At 36.9% G+C, this 17,864-nt stretch carries 11 protein-coding genes and 1 tRNA gene; 8 read left to right on the top strand and 4 right to left on the bottom strand.

Annotated elements, in window-relative coordinates; genetic code table 11:
* Positions 1-47 precede the first annotated feature (47 nt).
* From BUA89_RS20805 to BUA89_RS20790, 4 genes are all read left to right on the top strand, one after another.
* Positions 48-1,316 (top strand): condensation domain-containing protein, encoded by a 1,269-nt coding sequence (locus BUA89_RS20805; protein WP_072963466.1) that lies wholly within the window; start codon positions 48-50, stop codon positions 1,314-1,316.
* Positions 1,313-2,551 carry a condensation domain-containing protein gene (locus tag BUA89_RS20800; RefSeq protein ID WP_072963462.1) on the top strand — a complete coding sequence of 413 codons (1,239 nt, stop codon included), beginning with the start codon at positions 1,313-1,315 and terminating at the stop codon, positions 2,549-2,551. Before BUA89_RS20805 ends, BUA89_RS20800 begins: the two co-directional genes overlap by 4 nt.
* A 71-nt stretch (positions 2,552-2,622) precedes the next feature.
* Positions 2,623-3,096, top strand: a complete 474-nt coding sequence (locus BUA89_RS20795; RefSeq protein ID WP_228420655.1) for a hypothetical protein — start codon at positions 2,623-2,625, stop codon at positions 3,094-3,096.
* Between the two features lie 391 nt (positions 3,097-3,487).
* Positions 3,488-6,832, top strand: a complete 3,345-nt coding sequence (locus BUA89_RS20790) for a DEAD/DEAH box helicase (RefSeq protein ID WP_072963455.1) — start codon at positions 3,488-3,490, stop codon at positions 6,830-6,832.
* A gap of 160 nt (positions 6,833-6,992) precedes the next feature.
* Here the strand turns inward: BUA89_RS20790 and BUA89_RS20785 are convergent, their stop codons facing one another.
* A complete protein-coding gene (locus BUA89_RS20785; protein WP_083531751.1) occupies positions 6,993-7,940 on the bottom strand; it encodes an alpha/beta fold hydrolase in 948 nt (315 codons plus the stop codon).
* A gap of 429 nt (positions 7,941-8,369) precedes the next feature.
* On the opposite strand from BUA89_RS20785, the gene BUA89_RS20780 reads away from it, so the two are divergent.
* On the top strand, positions 8,370-9,557 hold the full coding sequence (locus BUA89_RS20780) for an FAD-dependent oxidoreductase (RefSeq protein WP_072963451.1): 1,188 nt from the start codon (positions 8,370-8,372) through the stop codon (positions 9,555-9,557).
* Positions 9,558-9,571: 14 nt separating this feature from the next.
* Positions 9,572-11,329 (top strand): flavin monoamine oxidase family protein, encoded by a 1,758-nt coding sequence (locus tag BUA89_RS20775; RefSeq protein WP_072963448.1) that lies wholly within the window; start codon positions 9,572-9,574, stop codon positions 11,327-11,329.
* 337 nt (positions 11,330-11,666) lie between these two features.
* On the opposite strand, the gene pgl is transcribed toward BUA89_RS20775, so the two are convergent.
* The 3 genes from pgl to gndA are packed head-to-tail and all read right to left on the bottom strand — an operon-like array spanning position 11,667 to position 15,319.
* Positions 11,667-12,383, bottom strand: coding sequence for a 6-phosphogluconolactonase (gene pgl, locus BUA89_RS20770; RefSeq protein ID WP_072963444.1), 717 nt, complete (start codon positions 12,381-12,383; stop codon positions 11,667-11,669).
* Between the two features lie 25 nt (positions 12,384-12,408).
* Positions 12,409-13,890 (bottom strand): glucose-6-phosphate dehydrogenase, encoded by a 1,482-nt coding sequence (zwf, locus tag BUA89_RS20765; protein WP_072963441.1) that lies wholly within the window; start codon positions 13,888-13,890, stop codon positions 12,409-12,411.
* Between the two features lie 10 nt (positions 13,891-13,900).
* A complete protein-coding gene (gndA, locus tag BUA89_RS20760; RefSeq protein ID WP_072963438.1) occupies positions 13,901-15,319 on the bottom strand; it encodes an NADP-dependent phosphogluconate dehydrogenase in 1,419 nt (472 codons plus the stop codon).
* Positions 15,320-15,805: 486 nt separating this feature from the next.
* Here gndA and BUA89_RS20755 point away from each other — a divergent pair.
* Both BUA89_RS20755 and BUA89_RS20750 read left to right on the top strand, forming a co-directional pair.
* Positions 15,806-15,890: transfer RNA gene (locus tag BUA89_RS20755), tRNA-Ser, on the top strand.
* A 269-nt stretch (positions 15,891-16,159) separates the two neighbouring features.
* Positions 16,160-17,533 carry a site-specific integrase gene (locus BUA89_RS20750; protein ID WP_072963434.1) on the top strand — a complete coding sequence of 458 codons (1,374 nt, stop codon included), beginning with the start codon at positions 16,160-16,162 and terminating at the stop codon, positions 17,531-17,533.
* Positions 17,534-17,864: the final 331 nt, after the last annotated feature.

Raw genomic sequence — 17,864 nt, 5'->3', positions numbered from 1 at the left:
AGAAAGGCAATAAAAATTATATTGTAAAATTTAAATAGCTCTTAGCTATGAAAAGAAAATTGTTATTTGGCGAAAGAATGCTTTTGGGAGACGGTACAGAGCCTTTCAATACGGTAATTCCTTTCAGGTTACGGGGAACATTTGTTTTAAAAGAAATTCAGCATGCCTTGGACAGACTTCAGGAAAAACATCCGTGGTTAAAGGCTGTTATCCAACATGATGAAAAAAATATTCCGTGGTTTGAAGTTTCGGAAAAAGCGAAAATCCCGATCCGAATTTTAGCCCAAAAAGAAGAAAACGACTGGCTGGAAGAATCGAAAAAAGAATGGTACAAAATGTTCAATTACAGAGAACAGCCGTTCATGAGATTTGTCTGGATCAAAGGTGAAGAAATTTCGGACATGATGTTTGTTTTCCATCATTGCTTATGCGACGGTGGTTCCGCCATGTCGGTTTTGGATGAATTTTTAAAAGTTTTAAATGATCCTTTAGCGGATATCGGTGTTGAAAATCCGATTTTGGGAATTCAGGATGTGGTTCCTTCCCATATTCTTTCAAGTTTCGGGCAAAAATTTAAAGCAAAAACGATCGGAAGACTGGCTGCAACGGCGATTAAATTTATTCCCGTTGGTAAAAAATCGATTGACCGACAAAGCGATTATTTAATTCATTGGAAATTTAATTCAAAAACGAGTCAGGAACTGGTTTCTTACTGTAAAGCAAATGAAGTGACGGTGAATACCTTCTTGAGTGCAGCTTTGCTTCAGGCTTTTAAAAAAGTGAGAGGTGAAGGTGCTTTTAATAAAGTTTCCTGTCCGGTTGATATCAGACGTTTTGCGACTCAGATTAAAAACGATCATATTTTTGCTTTCGGATTAATGATCGTACTGTCTTCTGATCATAAGCTGAGTTTTACAGAAAATTTGAAGCTGATGCAAAAATCAGCGGACAAAAAGACATCAAAACTCAATCCTTACATCACGATGATGGTAATGGAATCGGCGCATGATGCGTTATCGAATTTCACCAAATTATTGAAAAACGGAAAATCTTCCAACGACTGTATGTTTTCTAATTTGGGACGTATTCAGATTGAACATCAGTATAAAGAATTCTCGCTGGAAACCATTTTCAGCCCGTCCGTAATAGGACCTTTAGGAAATACGACGACGATGGTAACTTCTACTTTCAGAGGGGAAATGGATTTTTCTTTCATGGGAAGTGAAGGGTATTTACCTTATGTGGAAGCCTTGTCGATCCGTGATGAAATGGTGAAAATCGTAAAACAACAACTTGAATATTTAGCCGTATCATGAGACAACTGATGATGGTGGAAAGGATCATGTATGTTGATGCTAAAACACCTTTAAACTGTGTATTTACCGCAAAGATCAACGGAGAAATTTCTGAGGAAAATTTTAGAGTTGCTTTAGATAAAATACAGAAAAAACATCCTTTATTGAGATCGAAAATCGATAAAAGTAAAAAGTATCCCGTTTTTGTAGAAGAAAAAGAAATTGCCGCCATTCCGCTTCGAATTTTTGAAAGAAAAACCAATGAAGACTGGCTTTCCGAGTCTGAAAAAGAATGGTACAGGATTTTTGAAGAGGCTAAAAAACCTTTGGCTCAACTCGTTTGGGTGAAAGGTCAACATATTTCTGAAATTCTGTTGGTGATGCCTCATTGCATTTGCGACGGAACTTCGCTTGTAACGCTGATGCGTGAGATTCTTGCTGTATTGGATGATCCGTATGTTGAACTGGGGTCTTATCAAACCTTCAATTCTGTGAATGATTTTCTCCTTGCTGATTTTAATCTTAAAAAAAAGAAACGAAAGGCCCGATTTTACTTAATGATGGCAAAGCTTTTTTTCCTGACTCAAAGAAAAAGCAAAAAGAGAAATTTAGGTAAAAACTACGTGATACACTGGAAATTAAATTCAGAAACATCGAAAAAAATCACCGAAAAATGTAAAGCAAACAGAATTTCTGTTCATGCGTTGCTGTGTTCGGTTTTTATGAATTCTTTTCAGGAAATCAAAGGAAAACAGGCGAAACGAAAGGTGATCAGTCCGGTAGATGTCCGTCATTTTGTACCGGAAATTCAGCAGGATCATTTGTTTGCTTTTGCTCCAACTGTCGAACTTTCTTTACAAAAAGGGAATCAAGATATTTTGGAAAATTCTAAGTATATTAAGAAAGATCTTTTGCAGAAAATTGAAAATATGGAAGCGAGAGAACTGTTGTGGATGGGCGAACAGATGCACCCGATCGTGGAGCGTATGATTTCGATGTTAAAATCCAGCAACGGCGGACACGACATTACACTGTCGAATATGGGAAAAATCAATATTCCGAATGATCATAAGAACTTTAAAGTAGAATCCATTATTAGTCCGACGGTGGCATTTCCTTGGCTGAATTCCAATACATTAGTAACAACGACGTTCAACCAGGAAATGGATTTTACCTTTATGTCGAATGAGGATTTTCTTTCCAAAGAAGATTCGGTTAAAATAAAAAATAAAGCTATGGATCTGTTGATTTCATGAAATTTAAAATAAAAAAAGCTCAACCAAAACCGCTCAAAAAAACAACTCTGAACCGCTTTCTGAGAAAACGGATGATCATCTATGCCCTTCCGAATGTGGTCTTTAATTTTATTATTGCTCTTGCAAGTTTCAACGAATTGGGATATACTCATTTTTTCGCCTGTACTCAAAGTTTGGCGCGATTAACTTTGCCAATGGCGATATTTTTACCCGTTGTTCTCACCATAGATATTATGAAAAGAGTAACAGATGCCGCCAGTCAGAATGCGATTGAATTTGCGGTGGACGATCAGCTTAATGTAAAGAAATTAATGACAAAACTAAGCATTCTTCACGGATTGGTCTCCGGTCTACTGGTTTTATCCAGCTTACTTTTTGCTCAGTTTATTCTTTCAAAACATTATAAGCTTGATGCAACGGCAATGGCTGTTTTAGTAGGTCTACTGGCAGGTTTACTTTCTGTTTTGTTTACCTATCTTCCGATCATGAAACTGAAAAGGTATTTGTACAGACAACCGCAAATTTCAGTGGAAACAAATAATTGAAATTATTTTCGTTACAATATTTCTATCCTTTCTAAACTATCAGAAAGGATATTTTTGTTCAGATGAGATGTATCCTTTTTAAAATATTAAGAATCGATCAAAATTTGATTAATTGTTAAAATCATCACTCATTTTTTGACGCAAAGATTTTATTTAAAAACTTAATTATTTAAGTGAGCAAAGAAGAATCAACAAGTTGATTTGATGAAGCTCTTTTTTCAAGCTTAGCGGCGCAAATTTTATTTGTCTTTACCTTCTAAAAAATACTGTGTAAATAAAAATTTTATCCAATTTAAACAGATTCTAAAATTTATTCTTTACTCTTTTTGAATTCAAAACTTACCATTTTTATGTAAATTGGCAGATTAATTAATCATTTCCTGCCGAACTCATGAAGCTGCCTAAAGAATATATTTTACCGGATGCGAATATCACCACACTTTCGGTATATGATCTTTTAAAACATACTCAGAATGCGGGTTTCATTGAGAATAAAGATTTTAAGGAAATCTACCCTCTCACTTTAGAATGCAATGCGGGAGTTTTTACGAAATCAATTTCTACGATTGATTATCCTAACGTTTCTGTAAGCCAGGTCGGCTCTTCATTGATGACTGCCTGTTCTTGCGATAACGAAAGCCAGAAATTGTGCGAGCATCAGACTGAAATTATCCATGCCATTATTGAGCAGAAAAATTTCCGGATTTTTTTTGATCATCACTTGAGACAGCGAACTTTGCTGGTTGCAGCAAAAGGTTTCGGACTGGAAAATGAACCTCATTTGGATGCTTATTTTCAATTGGAATATAAGGATGGAAAACTGGATATTCAGCCTAAAATCAAAGAGCTTGTCCGAATGGATGAAGAGGTTTTTAAACAGGAGCTTCTTCCTCAGCAACCATCAATTCTGGAAGAAATGGCAGCGCAGGATACCGCCAGAGAGAAAATATTGGTGATCGGAAGACATCGTTTTTATAATCAGCTCAATTTTTCGTTGATGGAAGCAGATCTTACCAAAAACGGAAAAATAAAGAATCCGATTACAGGGGTTGATCCCATGAATCTGATCTGGAAAGCCGAACAGCCTTCGGAAATTAAATTTTATACAGCGATTGTCACCTTTCAAACTAAATTCAGTGAAGACAAAAGTCCGGCAGAAATAAAGGCTTTACAGCTTATTGCTCAAAATCCTTTGGAATTGGCTGTTTACTATCATGATCATACGATTTCGGAAACCGTTTCCCCAAAATCTTTGGTTTCAGTACAGCTCGGTATTTTAAAAGCTGAAATACAGCTTAGTGTTTTCAAAAAAAATCCTTTTTATGAAATTACGGGAGAATTGCAGTTGAATGATGCTTCCATTCCATTTAAAAATATTATCCTGAGAAATGAACAGTTTGTTTATCATCAGAATACCCTTCATCTTATCGACAATCCCGATCTGCTACGTGTGATCCGTTTTTTTAAATCAAATAATGAAATTCTTATTATTCACAAGTCAAAATATGATGAATTTTTAAAAACCGTTTTGTCATCATTAGAACAATACATTCATATTAATTACAGCTACATCCGCAAAGCAACTCCTGTGGAATTGGCAGAGAAAAGCTTTCAGACAGAGCGTATTATCTATCTTCAGCAAAAGGGAAATTATATTTCTCTGACTCCGGTAATGAAGTACGGATCGATAGAAGTTGCCGTTTATTCCCGAAAGCAACTCTCTGATACCGATCAGAACGGAAATGAGTTCAGAGTAGAACGGAATATTCCGGCAGAAGATCAATTCACCTCGATTATGATGCAGCAGCACAAAGATTTTAAAGAACAGCTCGGAGGATATGAATATTTTTATCTTCATAAAGATAAATTCTTAGACGACAACTGGTTTCTGGAAGCCTTTGAAGCCTGGAGGAATGAAGGCATTACAATTCTTGGATTTAATGAATTGAAAAGCACTACAATTAATTCGCATCGCGCCAAGATCAATATTGTGGTAACAAGCGGTGTCGATTGGTTTAATGCTAAATTAAGCGTACGTTTCGGTAAAAAAGAAGCGACTTTAAAACAGCTTCACAAAGCGATTAGAAATAAAGCAAAATTTGTACAGCTGGACGACGGCTCCCAAGGTATTTTACCTGATGAATGGATTGAAAAAATTACCCGTTATTTTCAGGTTGGCGATATTGATGAAGAATTATTAAAAATTCCAAAAATCAATTTTACGGAAATATCCGGTCTTTTTGAGAAAGAAATTCTGAGTGAAGAAATGCATGAAGAACTCACGAATTACGCCCAACAATTTTCGGATATTAAAAAAATTCCTGAAATTCCTGTTCCTGCTGAATTAAATGCTCATCTTCGGGACTATCAGAGGGAGGGATTAAACTGGCTCGCCCATCTCGATCAATTCAATTTCGGAGGATGTCTCGCCGATGATATGGGATTGGGAAAAACACTCCAGATTATTGCTTTTATTTTATATCAAAGAGAAAAATACGGAGGCACCACCAACCTGATCGTGGTTCCAACTTCATTACTCTTCAACTGGCAGCAGGAAATTGAAAAATTTGCTCCTTCCATCAAAATACTGCTTCATTACGGAACAAATCGAAAGAAGAACATCGATGAAATGCATCGGTATGAAGTGGTTTTGATCAGCTATGGAATGCTGCTTTCGGATATTCAGTTCTTAAAAAAGTTTAATTTTAATTATATTTTTCTTGATGAATCACAGACCATTAAAAATCCAAATTCTGAAAAGTATAAAGCTGCAAGATTATTACAATCGAGAAATAAGATTGTACTGACGGGAACGCCTGTTGAGAACAATACCTTTGACCTCTACGGACAACTTTCTTTTGCCTGCCCCGGATTATTGGGAAGTAAGCAGTATTTTAAAGATGCTTACGCCATTCCAATCGATAAATTTGAATATACTAAACGTGCTGTTAAGCTTCAGCAAAAGATAAAACCTTTCATTCTTAGAAGAACCAAAAAGCAGGTAGCCAAAGAGCTTCCCGAAAAAACAGAAATGGTGATTTACTGCGAAATGAATTCGGAACAGCGGGCGGTATACGATACCTATGAGCAGGAGCTGCGCGATTATATATCGGGATCTTCAGATGATGAGACGTTAAAAAACAAGATCCATGTATTGGCTGGTTTAACGAAACTAAGGCAGATCTGTAATTCGCCGGTTTTATTAAAAGAAGGTCATTCTAATGAGCATGCGGTAAAAATAGAAATTCTCACAGACCAGATTGAAAATAAATCGAAAGAGCACAAAATTCTGGTATTCTCGCAATTTGTGGAAATGCTTGATTTGATAAAAGAAGAGCTGATCAGGAAAAATATTCCTTTTGAATACCTCACGGGGCAAACAAAAGATCGGGGCTCAAAAGTGAATAATTTTCAGAACAATGAAAATATACGTGTCTTTCTTATCAGTCTAAAAGCAGGTGGCACAGGCCTTAATCTTACCGAAGCCGATTATGTTTACCTTGTAGATCCCTGGTGGAATCCCGCTTCCGAAAACCAAGCCATTGACCGAAGCTACAGAATAGGACAAACAAAAAATGTAATTGCTGTACGCCTTATTTGCAAAGATACAATAGAAGAAAAAATCATGAATCTTCAGAAGAAGAAAAGTAAACTTGTAGAAAACCTAATAAAAACCAATGCATCCGCCTGGCAAGGCTTTACAAAAAATGATCTATTGGAAATTTTAGACGCATAAAAATTACTTTGGTCATAAAGAACTGTCTTTTGTCTACGAAATAGTTTCATTACATTAAGTTTGTTTAAACTCATTTTAAATTTAACCACAAATAAACAGTTTAAATAAAAAAGACCTTAACATCAATACGTTAAGGTCTCGGTTATGAAAAAACAAAAATCTATTTATTTAAAAACTGAAGAGCTTTTGCCACAAAAGCATCATGATTCTGGAAAAAAGAAGCATGTCCAGAATCCGGGAAGACTACCAATTCTGAATTTTCGATCTTTTGAGACATATTATAAGCGTTTTGAACGGCTACCGGAAGATCATTTTCACCATGCACGATCAGTACGGGTTTATGAATGGTTTTCAGTTCTTCAAGAGCGTCGGCATTCGGCTGTGCCCAGCTCAAGACCGCAGTAAACTGTGCTGCTGAGGTCGCATCGCTCAGTCCAAGATCCCTGTCGTTTGTACGAAGCTGAATTCTTGCGTACGCTGCCTTTCCGGCTGCAATACTTTGTGCAGATTGTGTAAACCCAAACTTCAAAAAAGATTCTTCAGGGCTTAACCCGGCTGTGCTGGCAACAATATTGGGCAAATCTGACAGGCCGATTGCTCCTTTCGGGCCTGTTCCCGTTAAAATTATTTTATTGATTAAAGCAGGTTTCGTTAATGCGACTCTTTGTGCAATAAAGCCACCCATAGAAAATCCCATAATGTTGACTTTGTTTAAATGCAGAGCATCAATAAAATCTATCGCGTCATTGGCCATTGCCTGAATATCGTTGGGAGTTGTCCCCTTAGAAGCGGCCACCCCCTTATTATCAAATATAATTACCCTGTATTTTTGTGCCAATCCGTCTGTAACCGCAGGATCCCAGTCGTCCATAGAACCTCCCAGACCGGGAAATAACACAAGAGGAGTTCCGTTTTCTCTCCCTATAACCCGGTAAGCGAATGAAGTTCCTTTCACATCCACAAACTGAGTTTTAGCATCCTGATGGGTAGCTGCAGGTTTTTCCTGAGTAACCGTAATGTCGTTTTCGCTTGTGCAAGACATCGCAAATGTTGAAAAAAGCGTAAGACATAGAGCCCCTGTAACTGAAATTTTTCTAATTGTTTTCATTGTCGTTTATTTTTGTAAGATTATGATGCAAACATACAGCGCATCAACAAGCCAGTTACTCAGAAAGTACTTCAAACGGACATTTTTGGAAGTTAAACAGACATTACCGGACTTAAAAAAACTTTGTTTTATGTACTGCTATTTTAATTTGAATTCTGTTTTGATAAGATTACGTATTTATACCTAATACCATAATTGGTCATTTTCCCGCTACCACAAAAATGAGAATCTTCATTACTTTGGATAGCCTAAGAATAATGCAGACTCATAATCTTAGATGATTGTACCGGCTTTTTATTTTCCTTTATTAAATATATCATCGGAAGATAAGGATCTCAACAGCCGGATCATTTGGCAGAAAAACATTTGCCATTTCTGTCTTTCGAGTGACTCATATTTCGCCATTAAAATTGAAAACATAATAAACACATGACTCAGGAAAACTACGACGTAATCGTCATCGGAGGTGGAGCAATAGGTCTTGCCACAGCCTATCATCTCGGGAAGCGCAAGGCTAATACTTTAGTTCTTGAACAATTTACTTTTGTCAACCAATTAGGAAGCTCTGCAGGAGTTTCCCGCCAATTCAGGATTCCGTATCCGGATCAGTACATGGTACAGATGGCTTTGGACTCCCAGCCTTATTGGGATGAGCTGCAGAAAGAAACAGAAACTCCGTTACTTGATAAAGTAGGAACACTTTGGTTCGGAGATCCGAATGTACATTCGACAGAAGGAAATATCGCTGAAGCTGAAGAAGCCTTAAAAGCATTAAATGTTCCCTATACTACTCTAACCTCTAAAGAAATTGAGGAAAAATACCAATTCAGAAATCTTCCGGATACTTACACCGGATTATTTCAGCCTGATGGAGCGAGCATTAATTTTAAAGCAACCATTGAAACGCTTTTAGACCTTTGCAAAAAATCTGAAACAGTACATTTGGAAGAAAATTCTCCTGTTCTGAAAATCGAACAAATGGGTGATCTTTTTGAAGTGATTACACCCAACGGAAGCTATATCACCAAAAAACTGGCGATCATCCCGGGACCTTATATCAACAGTGTAATCAATTTGCTTGATTTCAAAATTGAGGCAACATATTGGAACATGTCTTCGGCTTATTTCAGAAAAACAGATCCTGATATTCAGTATCCGACGTGGTTTGTGTTTCAGAATGCGACGGGTGACAACGGCAATCAGTTTTACGGCTTCCCTTCCGTAGACTGGGATCATCCTGAATACATTCGTGTAGCTCCCGATTTTGTGATCAATCCTTTAGACGAACCGAACGACAGAACATTAATTCCGAATCAACAGGAACTGGAATATACTTCAGAATGGGTGAAAAATCACATGACGGGTCTTGCCACAGAGCCTGAATATACCTCGACTTGCCTTATTTCATTAAGCAAGCTTCCCAACAAAGAATTATTAATTGATTTTGCGCCGGGCTATGTTCCCAATCACAAAAATATCGTTTTGTATGCAACAGGCTGGGCAGCAAAATTCACTCCTTTCTTAGGAAAAATAATGGCCGATCTTGCATTGGACGGACATACAGATTTTGATATTACGCCTTTTCAGCTTGGAAGAAAATACTTTAAAGCACTTTAAAACTAAAAAATACCATGAACAAAAACACACCTTTAAACTCCGGTATGCATCCGGATTTAAAAATAGAAGTTGCCATCATTGGCGCCGGAACTTCAGGATTGTATACTGCTTACCGTTTGGTAACCGATAAAAAATTCAAAGCTCACGATGTACAGATCTTCGATATGAATGATAAACTGGGCGGAAGATTAGAATCAGTCATCCTTCCGGGAATGAATTTCTGGGGCGAACTGGGCGGTATGCGTTACCTGACTTCGCAGCAAATCGTAACCACTTTAATTGAAGGTTATCCGCTTTCGGCAGATCCTGATCAACGTACCCCTGTTTTGAAAGATACGATGACACCGGTTCCTTTTCCTATGGGAGATCCATCAAAATTGTTAATGTATCTGCGAAAAGAGCGTACTACACAGAATGCATGGAACGAAAGCCAAGATAAAGGTAAAAAATTAATCACAAGATATTATTTAAATGAAAATGATCTGGGTTTCAGTTCGGATCAGCTGTTCAATAAGATTATTTATGATGTTTTAATGGCAGATCCTTGGGTGGCTGAAACTTACGGAAGCAAAATTCTGAAGGGTACTTCTGTTTATGATTACACTTTTAAACTAGACAGCAGAGACTGGGATGATATCAAGCCAAAATTAGTCTACAATTTCCCGGGTTCTTCATATAATCAGCGCAAAGTAAATGAAATAGGTTTCTGGAACTTAATCAAAGACCAGGTTTCGCAGGAAGGTTATCAGTTTCTGGCTAATGCAGGAGGTTATTATTCCAACACCATCAACTGGAATTCGGCGGAAGCTTTTCCTTATATGGTAGGAGATTTTTCGGAAGGTACCGTTTACAAAACCATTGAAGAAGGATATGACAGTATTGCATATGCCGTGGCAAATTCTTACATGCAGCATGAAGGTGCCACTATCTGGTCTGAAAACAAACTGTTGAACTTCACAAAAGATCATCCATTGTTAGGCACCCATCAATACGAACTCACTTTCCTTAATCTTAAAACCAATAAAACCTGGAAAGTGTATGCCAATTCCATTGTTTTGGCCATGCCGAGAAAGTCGCTCGAACTTTTGGATCAGAATAACTTTTTCTTTAACAGCAATAATACGGTTCTTCACAACAATATAGAATCTGTCATTATGGAACCTGCCTTTAAAATACTAATGGGATTTGAATATCCCTGGTGGAAAGAACTGGGAATAGATTCCGGGCACTCTATTACAGATCTACCAATGAGACAATGCTATTATTTCGGTACCGATCAGGAAACAAAAAATTCAATGCTGTTGGGAAGTTACGGAGATATGGAAACAGAAACTTTCTGGAAAGCACTTACCGAAGATGAAGTTCTTTTTGAAGTAAAAGCTGCCAAATCTGCATCATTGAGAGAACTCCACGAGTTGGACCACGTACAGGCAACAAAGCTGATGGTGGGAGAAGTAATGAACCAGCTAAGAGAACTTCATGGGGACACTGTAACCATTCCGGAACCTTATGTCACTTATTTTAAAGACTGGACTGACGAGCCTTTCGGAGCTGGATACCACGCCTGGAAAGCCGGATATTCCGTTGAAAAAGTAATGCCTTACATGAGAAAACCTCTTCACGACGAACAAATTCATATCTGTGGAGAAGCTTATTCTGATCAGCAGGGATGGGTAGAAGGTGCTTTCTGTGAAGCAGAAAAAATGCTGCAGGAATACTTCGGGCTAGACCGTCCTTATTGGCTGAGTCCCGACTATTATTTAGGTTGGTAATATAAGATATGATTAATACACAGGCACAGTTTCAGAATGTTGAAGCTGTGCTTTTTTACATAAAAACTTGTTTAAACTTTTTAAATTTAACCTCAAAAGACACAAAAGATTGGGATAATATATTTGAAGCTTATCATTTAAGGTAAAAAAAATAACACATGAGCACTTAAAAACTTTTGATTTTTATGCTTTTGATGGCTTTTTGTCATTTAATAACGCTTATAAAATAGCTTTTATCCCTTTTGCGGGTAAATTTAAAATTGTCTAAACAGACTTGTAAAGAAAAAAGCTGCAATTCTTACATTACAGCTTTTCATTTTATTTTTATTGATTCTTTTTACGGCTGAGGATACGCCTTTTTATCCGTTAAAATATGCACTCCTTCCCGCTGATTAATCAGTTGCATAGGATACATTTCAGGATTATATTCTCCGTTCAGCACTTCGTTTAAAGCATGCTTCTTAGATTCTCCGAAGGTTACAATTAAGATATTCTCAGCTTTGTTAAGCACAGGCTCTGTTAAAGTAATTCTGAACATTTCCTGAGATGTAAGATAAAATGCATCTACCCATTTCTCTTTTTCTTCCAAAATTTTCTCGCCCGGGAAAAGAGACGCTGTATGTCCGTCATCCCCCATTCCTAACAAGATAAAATCAAAAATTCCCTCTTCTCCGAGAACATTTTTAATTTTCTGCTCATATTCTTTGGCATACTCTTCAGCATCAATACCATCCTGATACATTGGGAAAATATGGTCTTTCTGAACAGGAACTTTATTAAGAAGAGCTTCAAAAGTCATTTTTGCATTGCTTTTCTCATCATCCAAAGGAACCCATCTTTCATCTACCCAGAAAAAATATACTTTCCCCCAGTCTATTTTATTGGCATAATCTTCTGTTGCCAGTAAACTGAAAATAGCTTTAGGAGAAGAACCCCCACTTAGTGCTACCGTAAAACGGCCATGCTTTTGGATAGATTTTTCTGAAAGATCTACAAAAATATCCGCTGCATCTTTATATAATGTATCTAAATCTTCAAATACTGTAATATTCATCTTACTTTTATTAAGTTAATAAAGACTATGCCCAGGTGTGCCCCTGTCTTTCTACCATTGTAAAACTGTCTTCAGGACCCCAGCTTCCTGCATCATAGTTAGGAAAAGACGAATCTTTGCTGTTTTCCCAGGCTTCCTGTATCGTTTTAACCACATCCCAGGCTTCTTCTACCTGATCGGAACGCATGAATAAAGTAAGATCTCCTAAAAGAGCATCTAACAGCAATGTTTCGTAGGCTTCCGGAGTGTTTTCCTGACATGCAAAATAATCAAAGATCATTTCTACAGGCTTAAGATCCAATGAAAGCCCCGGCATTTTAGTCATAAACTGAAGCCTGATATCCATCAAAGGCTGAATATTGATAATCAGTTTATTAGCTGATAAAAGTTGTGAACTTTCTGAGAATGTGGAATGAGGAAGAGGTTTAAACTGAATGGTAATGTAAGAATGCTTTTCCTTCATTTTTTTACCGGTACGAACATAAAAAGGAACGTCCTGCCATCTTTCGTTGTCCAGATAGAAGTTGACAGCGGCAAAAGTTTCTGTATTTGAATTTTCTGCAATTCCGTCTTCCTGTCTATAGCCTTTTACTTTTACTCCGTTTATGGTTCCTTTTCCGTATTGTCCCCGTACGGCATATTGGTCTACTGTTTCGGGTGAAATTCTGCGAATTGCTTTAAGAACGTCCACTTTACGGTCTCTGATCTCACCCGATTCCAATGACGCCGGCGGTTCCATAGCCACCATACACAGAATCTGCAATAAATGGTTTTGGATCATATCTCTTAAAGCTCCCGTCTGTTCGTAAAAGCTTCCTCTGGTTTCTACCCCCACTTCTTCAGCTACGGTAATCTGCACAGATTCTATATGATGACGATCCCACAAAGGTTCGAAAATTGAATTTCCAAATCTGAAAGCCAAAATATTCTGTACCGTTTCTTTTCCTAAGTAATGATCAATACGGTAGATCTGTTCCTCTTCAAAAGTTTCAGCCAGTAAACTGTTCAGTTCAATCGCAGATTGTTTGTTGTGACCGAAAGGTTTTTCAATAATAATTCGGTCTTTCTGAGGATCAGAAGCCAAAGAAGTATTTTTGATGTGATTGGAAATCGTAGAAACAAAATTCGGACCTATGGAAAGGTAAAACAGCCTGTTTCCTCTTGTTCCGTAAACTGTATCAAATTTATCCAGTTTTTCGTGAAGATCCTGATAAGATTTTTCTTCATCCAGCTGATGCTGAAAATAGGTAATGTGAGCCTGAAAGCCCGCCCAATCTCCTGCTGTTACTTTTTTTCTGGAGAAACTTTCAAGATTTTCTTTGATATATGTTTTGAAATACTCTTCCGTATTATCTGCTCTTCCTAAGGCTACAATATTAAACCCCTTAGGCATTCTTCCGTCGATATATAAATTATAAAATGCCGGAAAAAGTTTTCTTTTTGCTAGATCTCCCGTCGCTCCAAAGATAATAATGGTAGTGGGCTGCAGGGTTTTATTTTCACTCATTTTCCGAATATTAATTATTTGCACTTTGCCAAGACGTATGGAAAACTCCTTCTCTGTCAATTCTCTGATAGGTATGAGCCCCAAAATAATCTCTCTGCGCCTGAAGCAGATTCACAGGAAGAGATTCTGTAGTATAGGCATCAAAATATCCTAATGCTGTTTGCGTTCCTATGGTTGAAATTCCGTTTGAAACCGCAAAAGCAGCCGTTTTTCTTAACGACGTAATTTTTTCCTTAACGATTTCAGAAATTTCCTGATCCAATAAAATATTAGATAAATTTTCGTCTTTTGAATACGCTAAATAGAATTTTTCCAATAAAACAGAACGGATAATACATCCTCCTCTCCAGATTTTTACAACATCTTTTAATGGGATTTCAAACTGATATTCTTCAGATGCTTTTACCAATAATGCCAAACCTTGTGCATAACTGATTAAAGTAGCCAGATAAAGCGCATCACCAACCTCTTTGATGAATAACTCTGCATTTTCCGGCTTCACAATTTCATCCTTAGAATATAGCTGAGAAGCTTTTATTCTCTCTTCTTTATAAGCAGATATAATTCTTGAAGTAACCGCCGTATCAATCGTCGGGATCGAAACACCGATTTCCATTGCCTGCTCGGAAGTCCATTTTCCCGTTCCTTTTGCTCCGGCTTTATCTAAAATCATATCAACAAGATAACCGTCTGTTAAATCATCTTTTTGCTGGAAAATATCTCTTGTGATTTCAATTAAGAATGAGTTCATTTCACCGTTATTCCATTCTTTGAAAACGTCGTATAGCTGATCGTTATTCAGGCCTGCTCCTTTTCTAAGCAAATCATAAGCCTCGGTAATCAATTGCATAATGGCATACTCTATTCCGTTGTGAACCATTTTCACGTAGTTTCCGGCAGAACCTTTCCCCATGTATGCAGTACAGGCTTCACCATCCACTTTTGCAGAAATCGCTTCCAACATCGGCTGAAGAAGACCGAAAGCTTCAAGATCTCCTCCCGGCATAATACTAGGGCCTCTTCTTGCTCCTTTTTCTCCTCCGGAAACCCCCATTCCCATAAAATGCAAGCCTACGGCAGCCAGTTGGTCAACACGTCTGTTGGTATCCTTGAAATAAGAATTACCGGCATCGATAACGATGTCACCTTTGCTCAGCAGAGGAGTAATATTCTGCAAAACTGCATCGACAGGATTACCTGCGGGTACCATAAGAATTATTTTTCGGGGAGCTTCCAATTTGGATACAAACTCTTCCAGAGAATCGGTACCTGCAACTATCATATTAGGTGTTGCCCCGTTTTCAAGATCTTTAACCTTTTCATTATCAAGATCAAAACCCGCAATAGAAAATCCATTATCGGCAATATTGTAAAGAAGATTTCTCCCCATCACACCAAGGCCGACGATGCCATAACTGTATTTTTCCATTATATTACTGTTAATAAATGTTTAAACGTTTAAAGCATAAAATTACACATAATGTACCTGAAAGCACAAAAAGAATTACAGAAATTTTCTATACTTTAATTATTTAAATTTAAAATCCATATCTTAAAACAAAATAAACAACAGATTTATAAACATTTACAGCTAAATTAAATTCCGTTCATATATTATTATTTTCCATGCCAAATGATATTTTATATAAAATATGATAAGGGCGTTCACTCTAAATAAAATTACCGCGTCTGGTTTTTCCAAAAAATACAATCTTATCATTCTCGGGGATTTTATATAAATTATCTCATTTGATCCAATTAGCATTTAACTCATAATTACCACTTACAAGAATAAATTATATTGAATCACAGCTCCTTATTATTTTTAACGAAAAAATAATCAAAAAAAATTTGTCAGAATTTAAAAACATCCTATATTTGCACCACTGAAAACAACGATATAATCGGAGTTTAAGGAGAGTTGGCAGAGTGGTCGATTGCGGCAGTCTTGAAAACTGTTGACTGTAACAGGTCCGGGGGTTCGAATCCCTCACTCTCCGCAAGTAACTAGAAGCAAATAGCTCCTAGATGGTCTAAAAAGCTTTAAAGCCTGTAATTTTTAAAAATTACAGGCTTTTTCTTTAGGTGGGAATTCGCAAAATTTTCAAAAACACTCCTAATTTTTGTGGCAAATTCGTGGCAATTTTAAAAGTCAAAAAAAAATGCCACAAAAAGCGGTGTAAATTACTGTATATCAACATGTAAAGCTGTTTAACGACTTGACAAAAGAGCAACATATTTCGAAATTTAACTTAATAAAAATTGAATTATGCTTGAAAAAAGTTTTGGTGTCGCCTTCTTTTTAAAGACACCTGTAAAAAAAGAGAATTTAAGAGCTGTTTATCTGAGAGTAACCGTAGATGGTATTCCGAAGGAAATTTCAACAAAACGAAAATGGGATGTTACCCGTTGGAGCCAGAAAGCCGAAAGGGCTAATGGAAGTAAAGAGGATGCCAAATCCCTTAATTACTTTCTGGATTCCCTGTTCAATCGTGTTTTAAATTATAGAACTGAACTTATCAATAGTGATCAGACTATTACCTCCCAGAAGATCATTGATTTTGTTAAAGGGAAAAATGTATCGAAAGTCAAAGTTTTAGAGGAATTCCAATTGCATAATGATGAAATGTTGGCGCTTGTTAAAAAAGGAGAATATGCTTACGGTACATTTGAGCGTTATACGACAGCCCGCTCCCATGTTGCTGAATTTATTAAATATAAGTATGGCCGGGAAGACCTTGAATTCAGAGAGTTGAATTATGAATTCGTCAAGGATTATGAACTTTATTTAAAGACCGTCAGAAACTGTAGCAATAACACAGCTTTAAAATATATTGCCAATTTTAAAACGATTGTTCTTAGAGCCATTGCAAAAGATATCATTCCTAAGGACCCCTTTAAAATGTTTAAAAGCAAAAAAACTAAATGCAATAAAAAGCCGCTCTCTTCAGAAGAGCTTCAACGACTAGAAAACAAAGTATTTTCTTCTGAGCGACTTTCTGTCATAAGAGATATATTCGTTTTTCAATGTTATACAGGACTCGCTTACATTGATGCCTACCAGCTAAAGCCGAGCGATATTAAAAATGGAATCGACGGAAGCTTATGGATTATGTCAAATCGACAAAAATCAAAATCGAAGACAGATATTCCTCTTCTACCCCAAGCGATTGAAATTATGGAACGCTATAAAAGTCATCCATTGTGTATAGAGCGAGGATCTGTACTGCCAGTTAAATCCAATCAAAAAATGAACGAATATCTAAAAGAAATTGCCGCAATCTGCGATTTGTCCGGCGAGCTCAATACCCATAAGGCCAGGAGGACATTTGGCAGTACCGTAACACTGAAGAATGGTGTTCCAATTCATGTGGTTAAGGAAATGATGGGCCACTATTCCGTAAAACAGACGGAGGAATATGCTATTACTGAACAGGAATCAATCAGTGTAGAAATGCAACAACTAAAGGAGAAACTTAGCAAAAAGAATGAATATGATATGGATGATAAATTAGGCTTTTTAGAAGACCACTGTTTTGATGACAATGAAACGAACAATAAACCGGATGTTCTCCCAGACGCAAATCTAAAGCTGATAGCTCAAGCTCTTGATTCAATTAAAAAAATTCTGGCAAATAGTTAAGAAGATAATAGGATGCCTGCTATGGTACTCTGTTTCTATTATTGTAAAATAAATGGTAACCGGGACGTTGTCATTTATTGAGTGAAAATCCCTTTACATCATGTAAGGGGATTTTACTTTTCTTGAAGCTCTAAAATATTGTATAGTATCCTTTAACTAAAAGCCATTAACTCATGACCTTTCTCACATACCGAAAACACCCTTGCAGCACCTTCAACAATAAAGGCCGCGTATTTACATACATCTATTTCCTGCAAAAGATATTGCCTCTTTTTGAGCCGCCTCGGTTTAAACTTTTCTTCAATAGCAGTATCGTCTTCAAGACTTAAAC

The sequence above is a fragment of the Chryseobacterium arachidis genome (assembly GCF_900129245.1).
GTDB classification, from domain to species: domain Bacteria; phylum Bacteroidota; class Bacteroidia; order Flavobacteriales; family Weeksellaceae; genus Chryseobacterium; species Chryseobacterium arachidis.
Note: the sequence above shows the minus strand (reverse complement) of the source record. Positions and strands in the feature narration are given on the sequence as shown.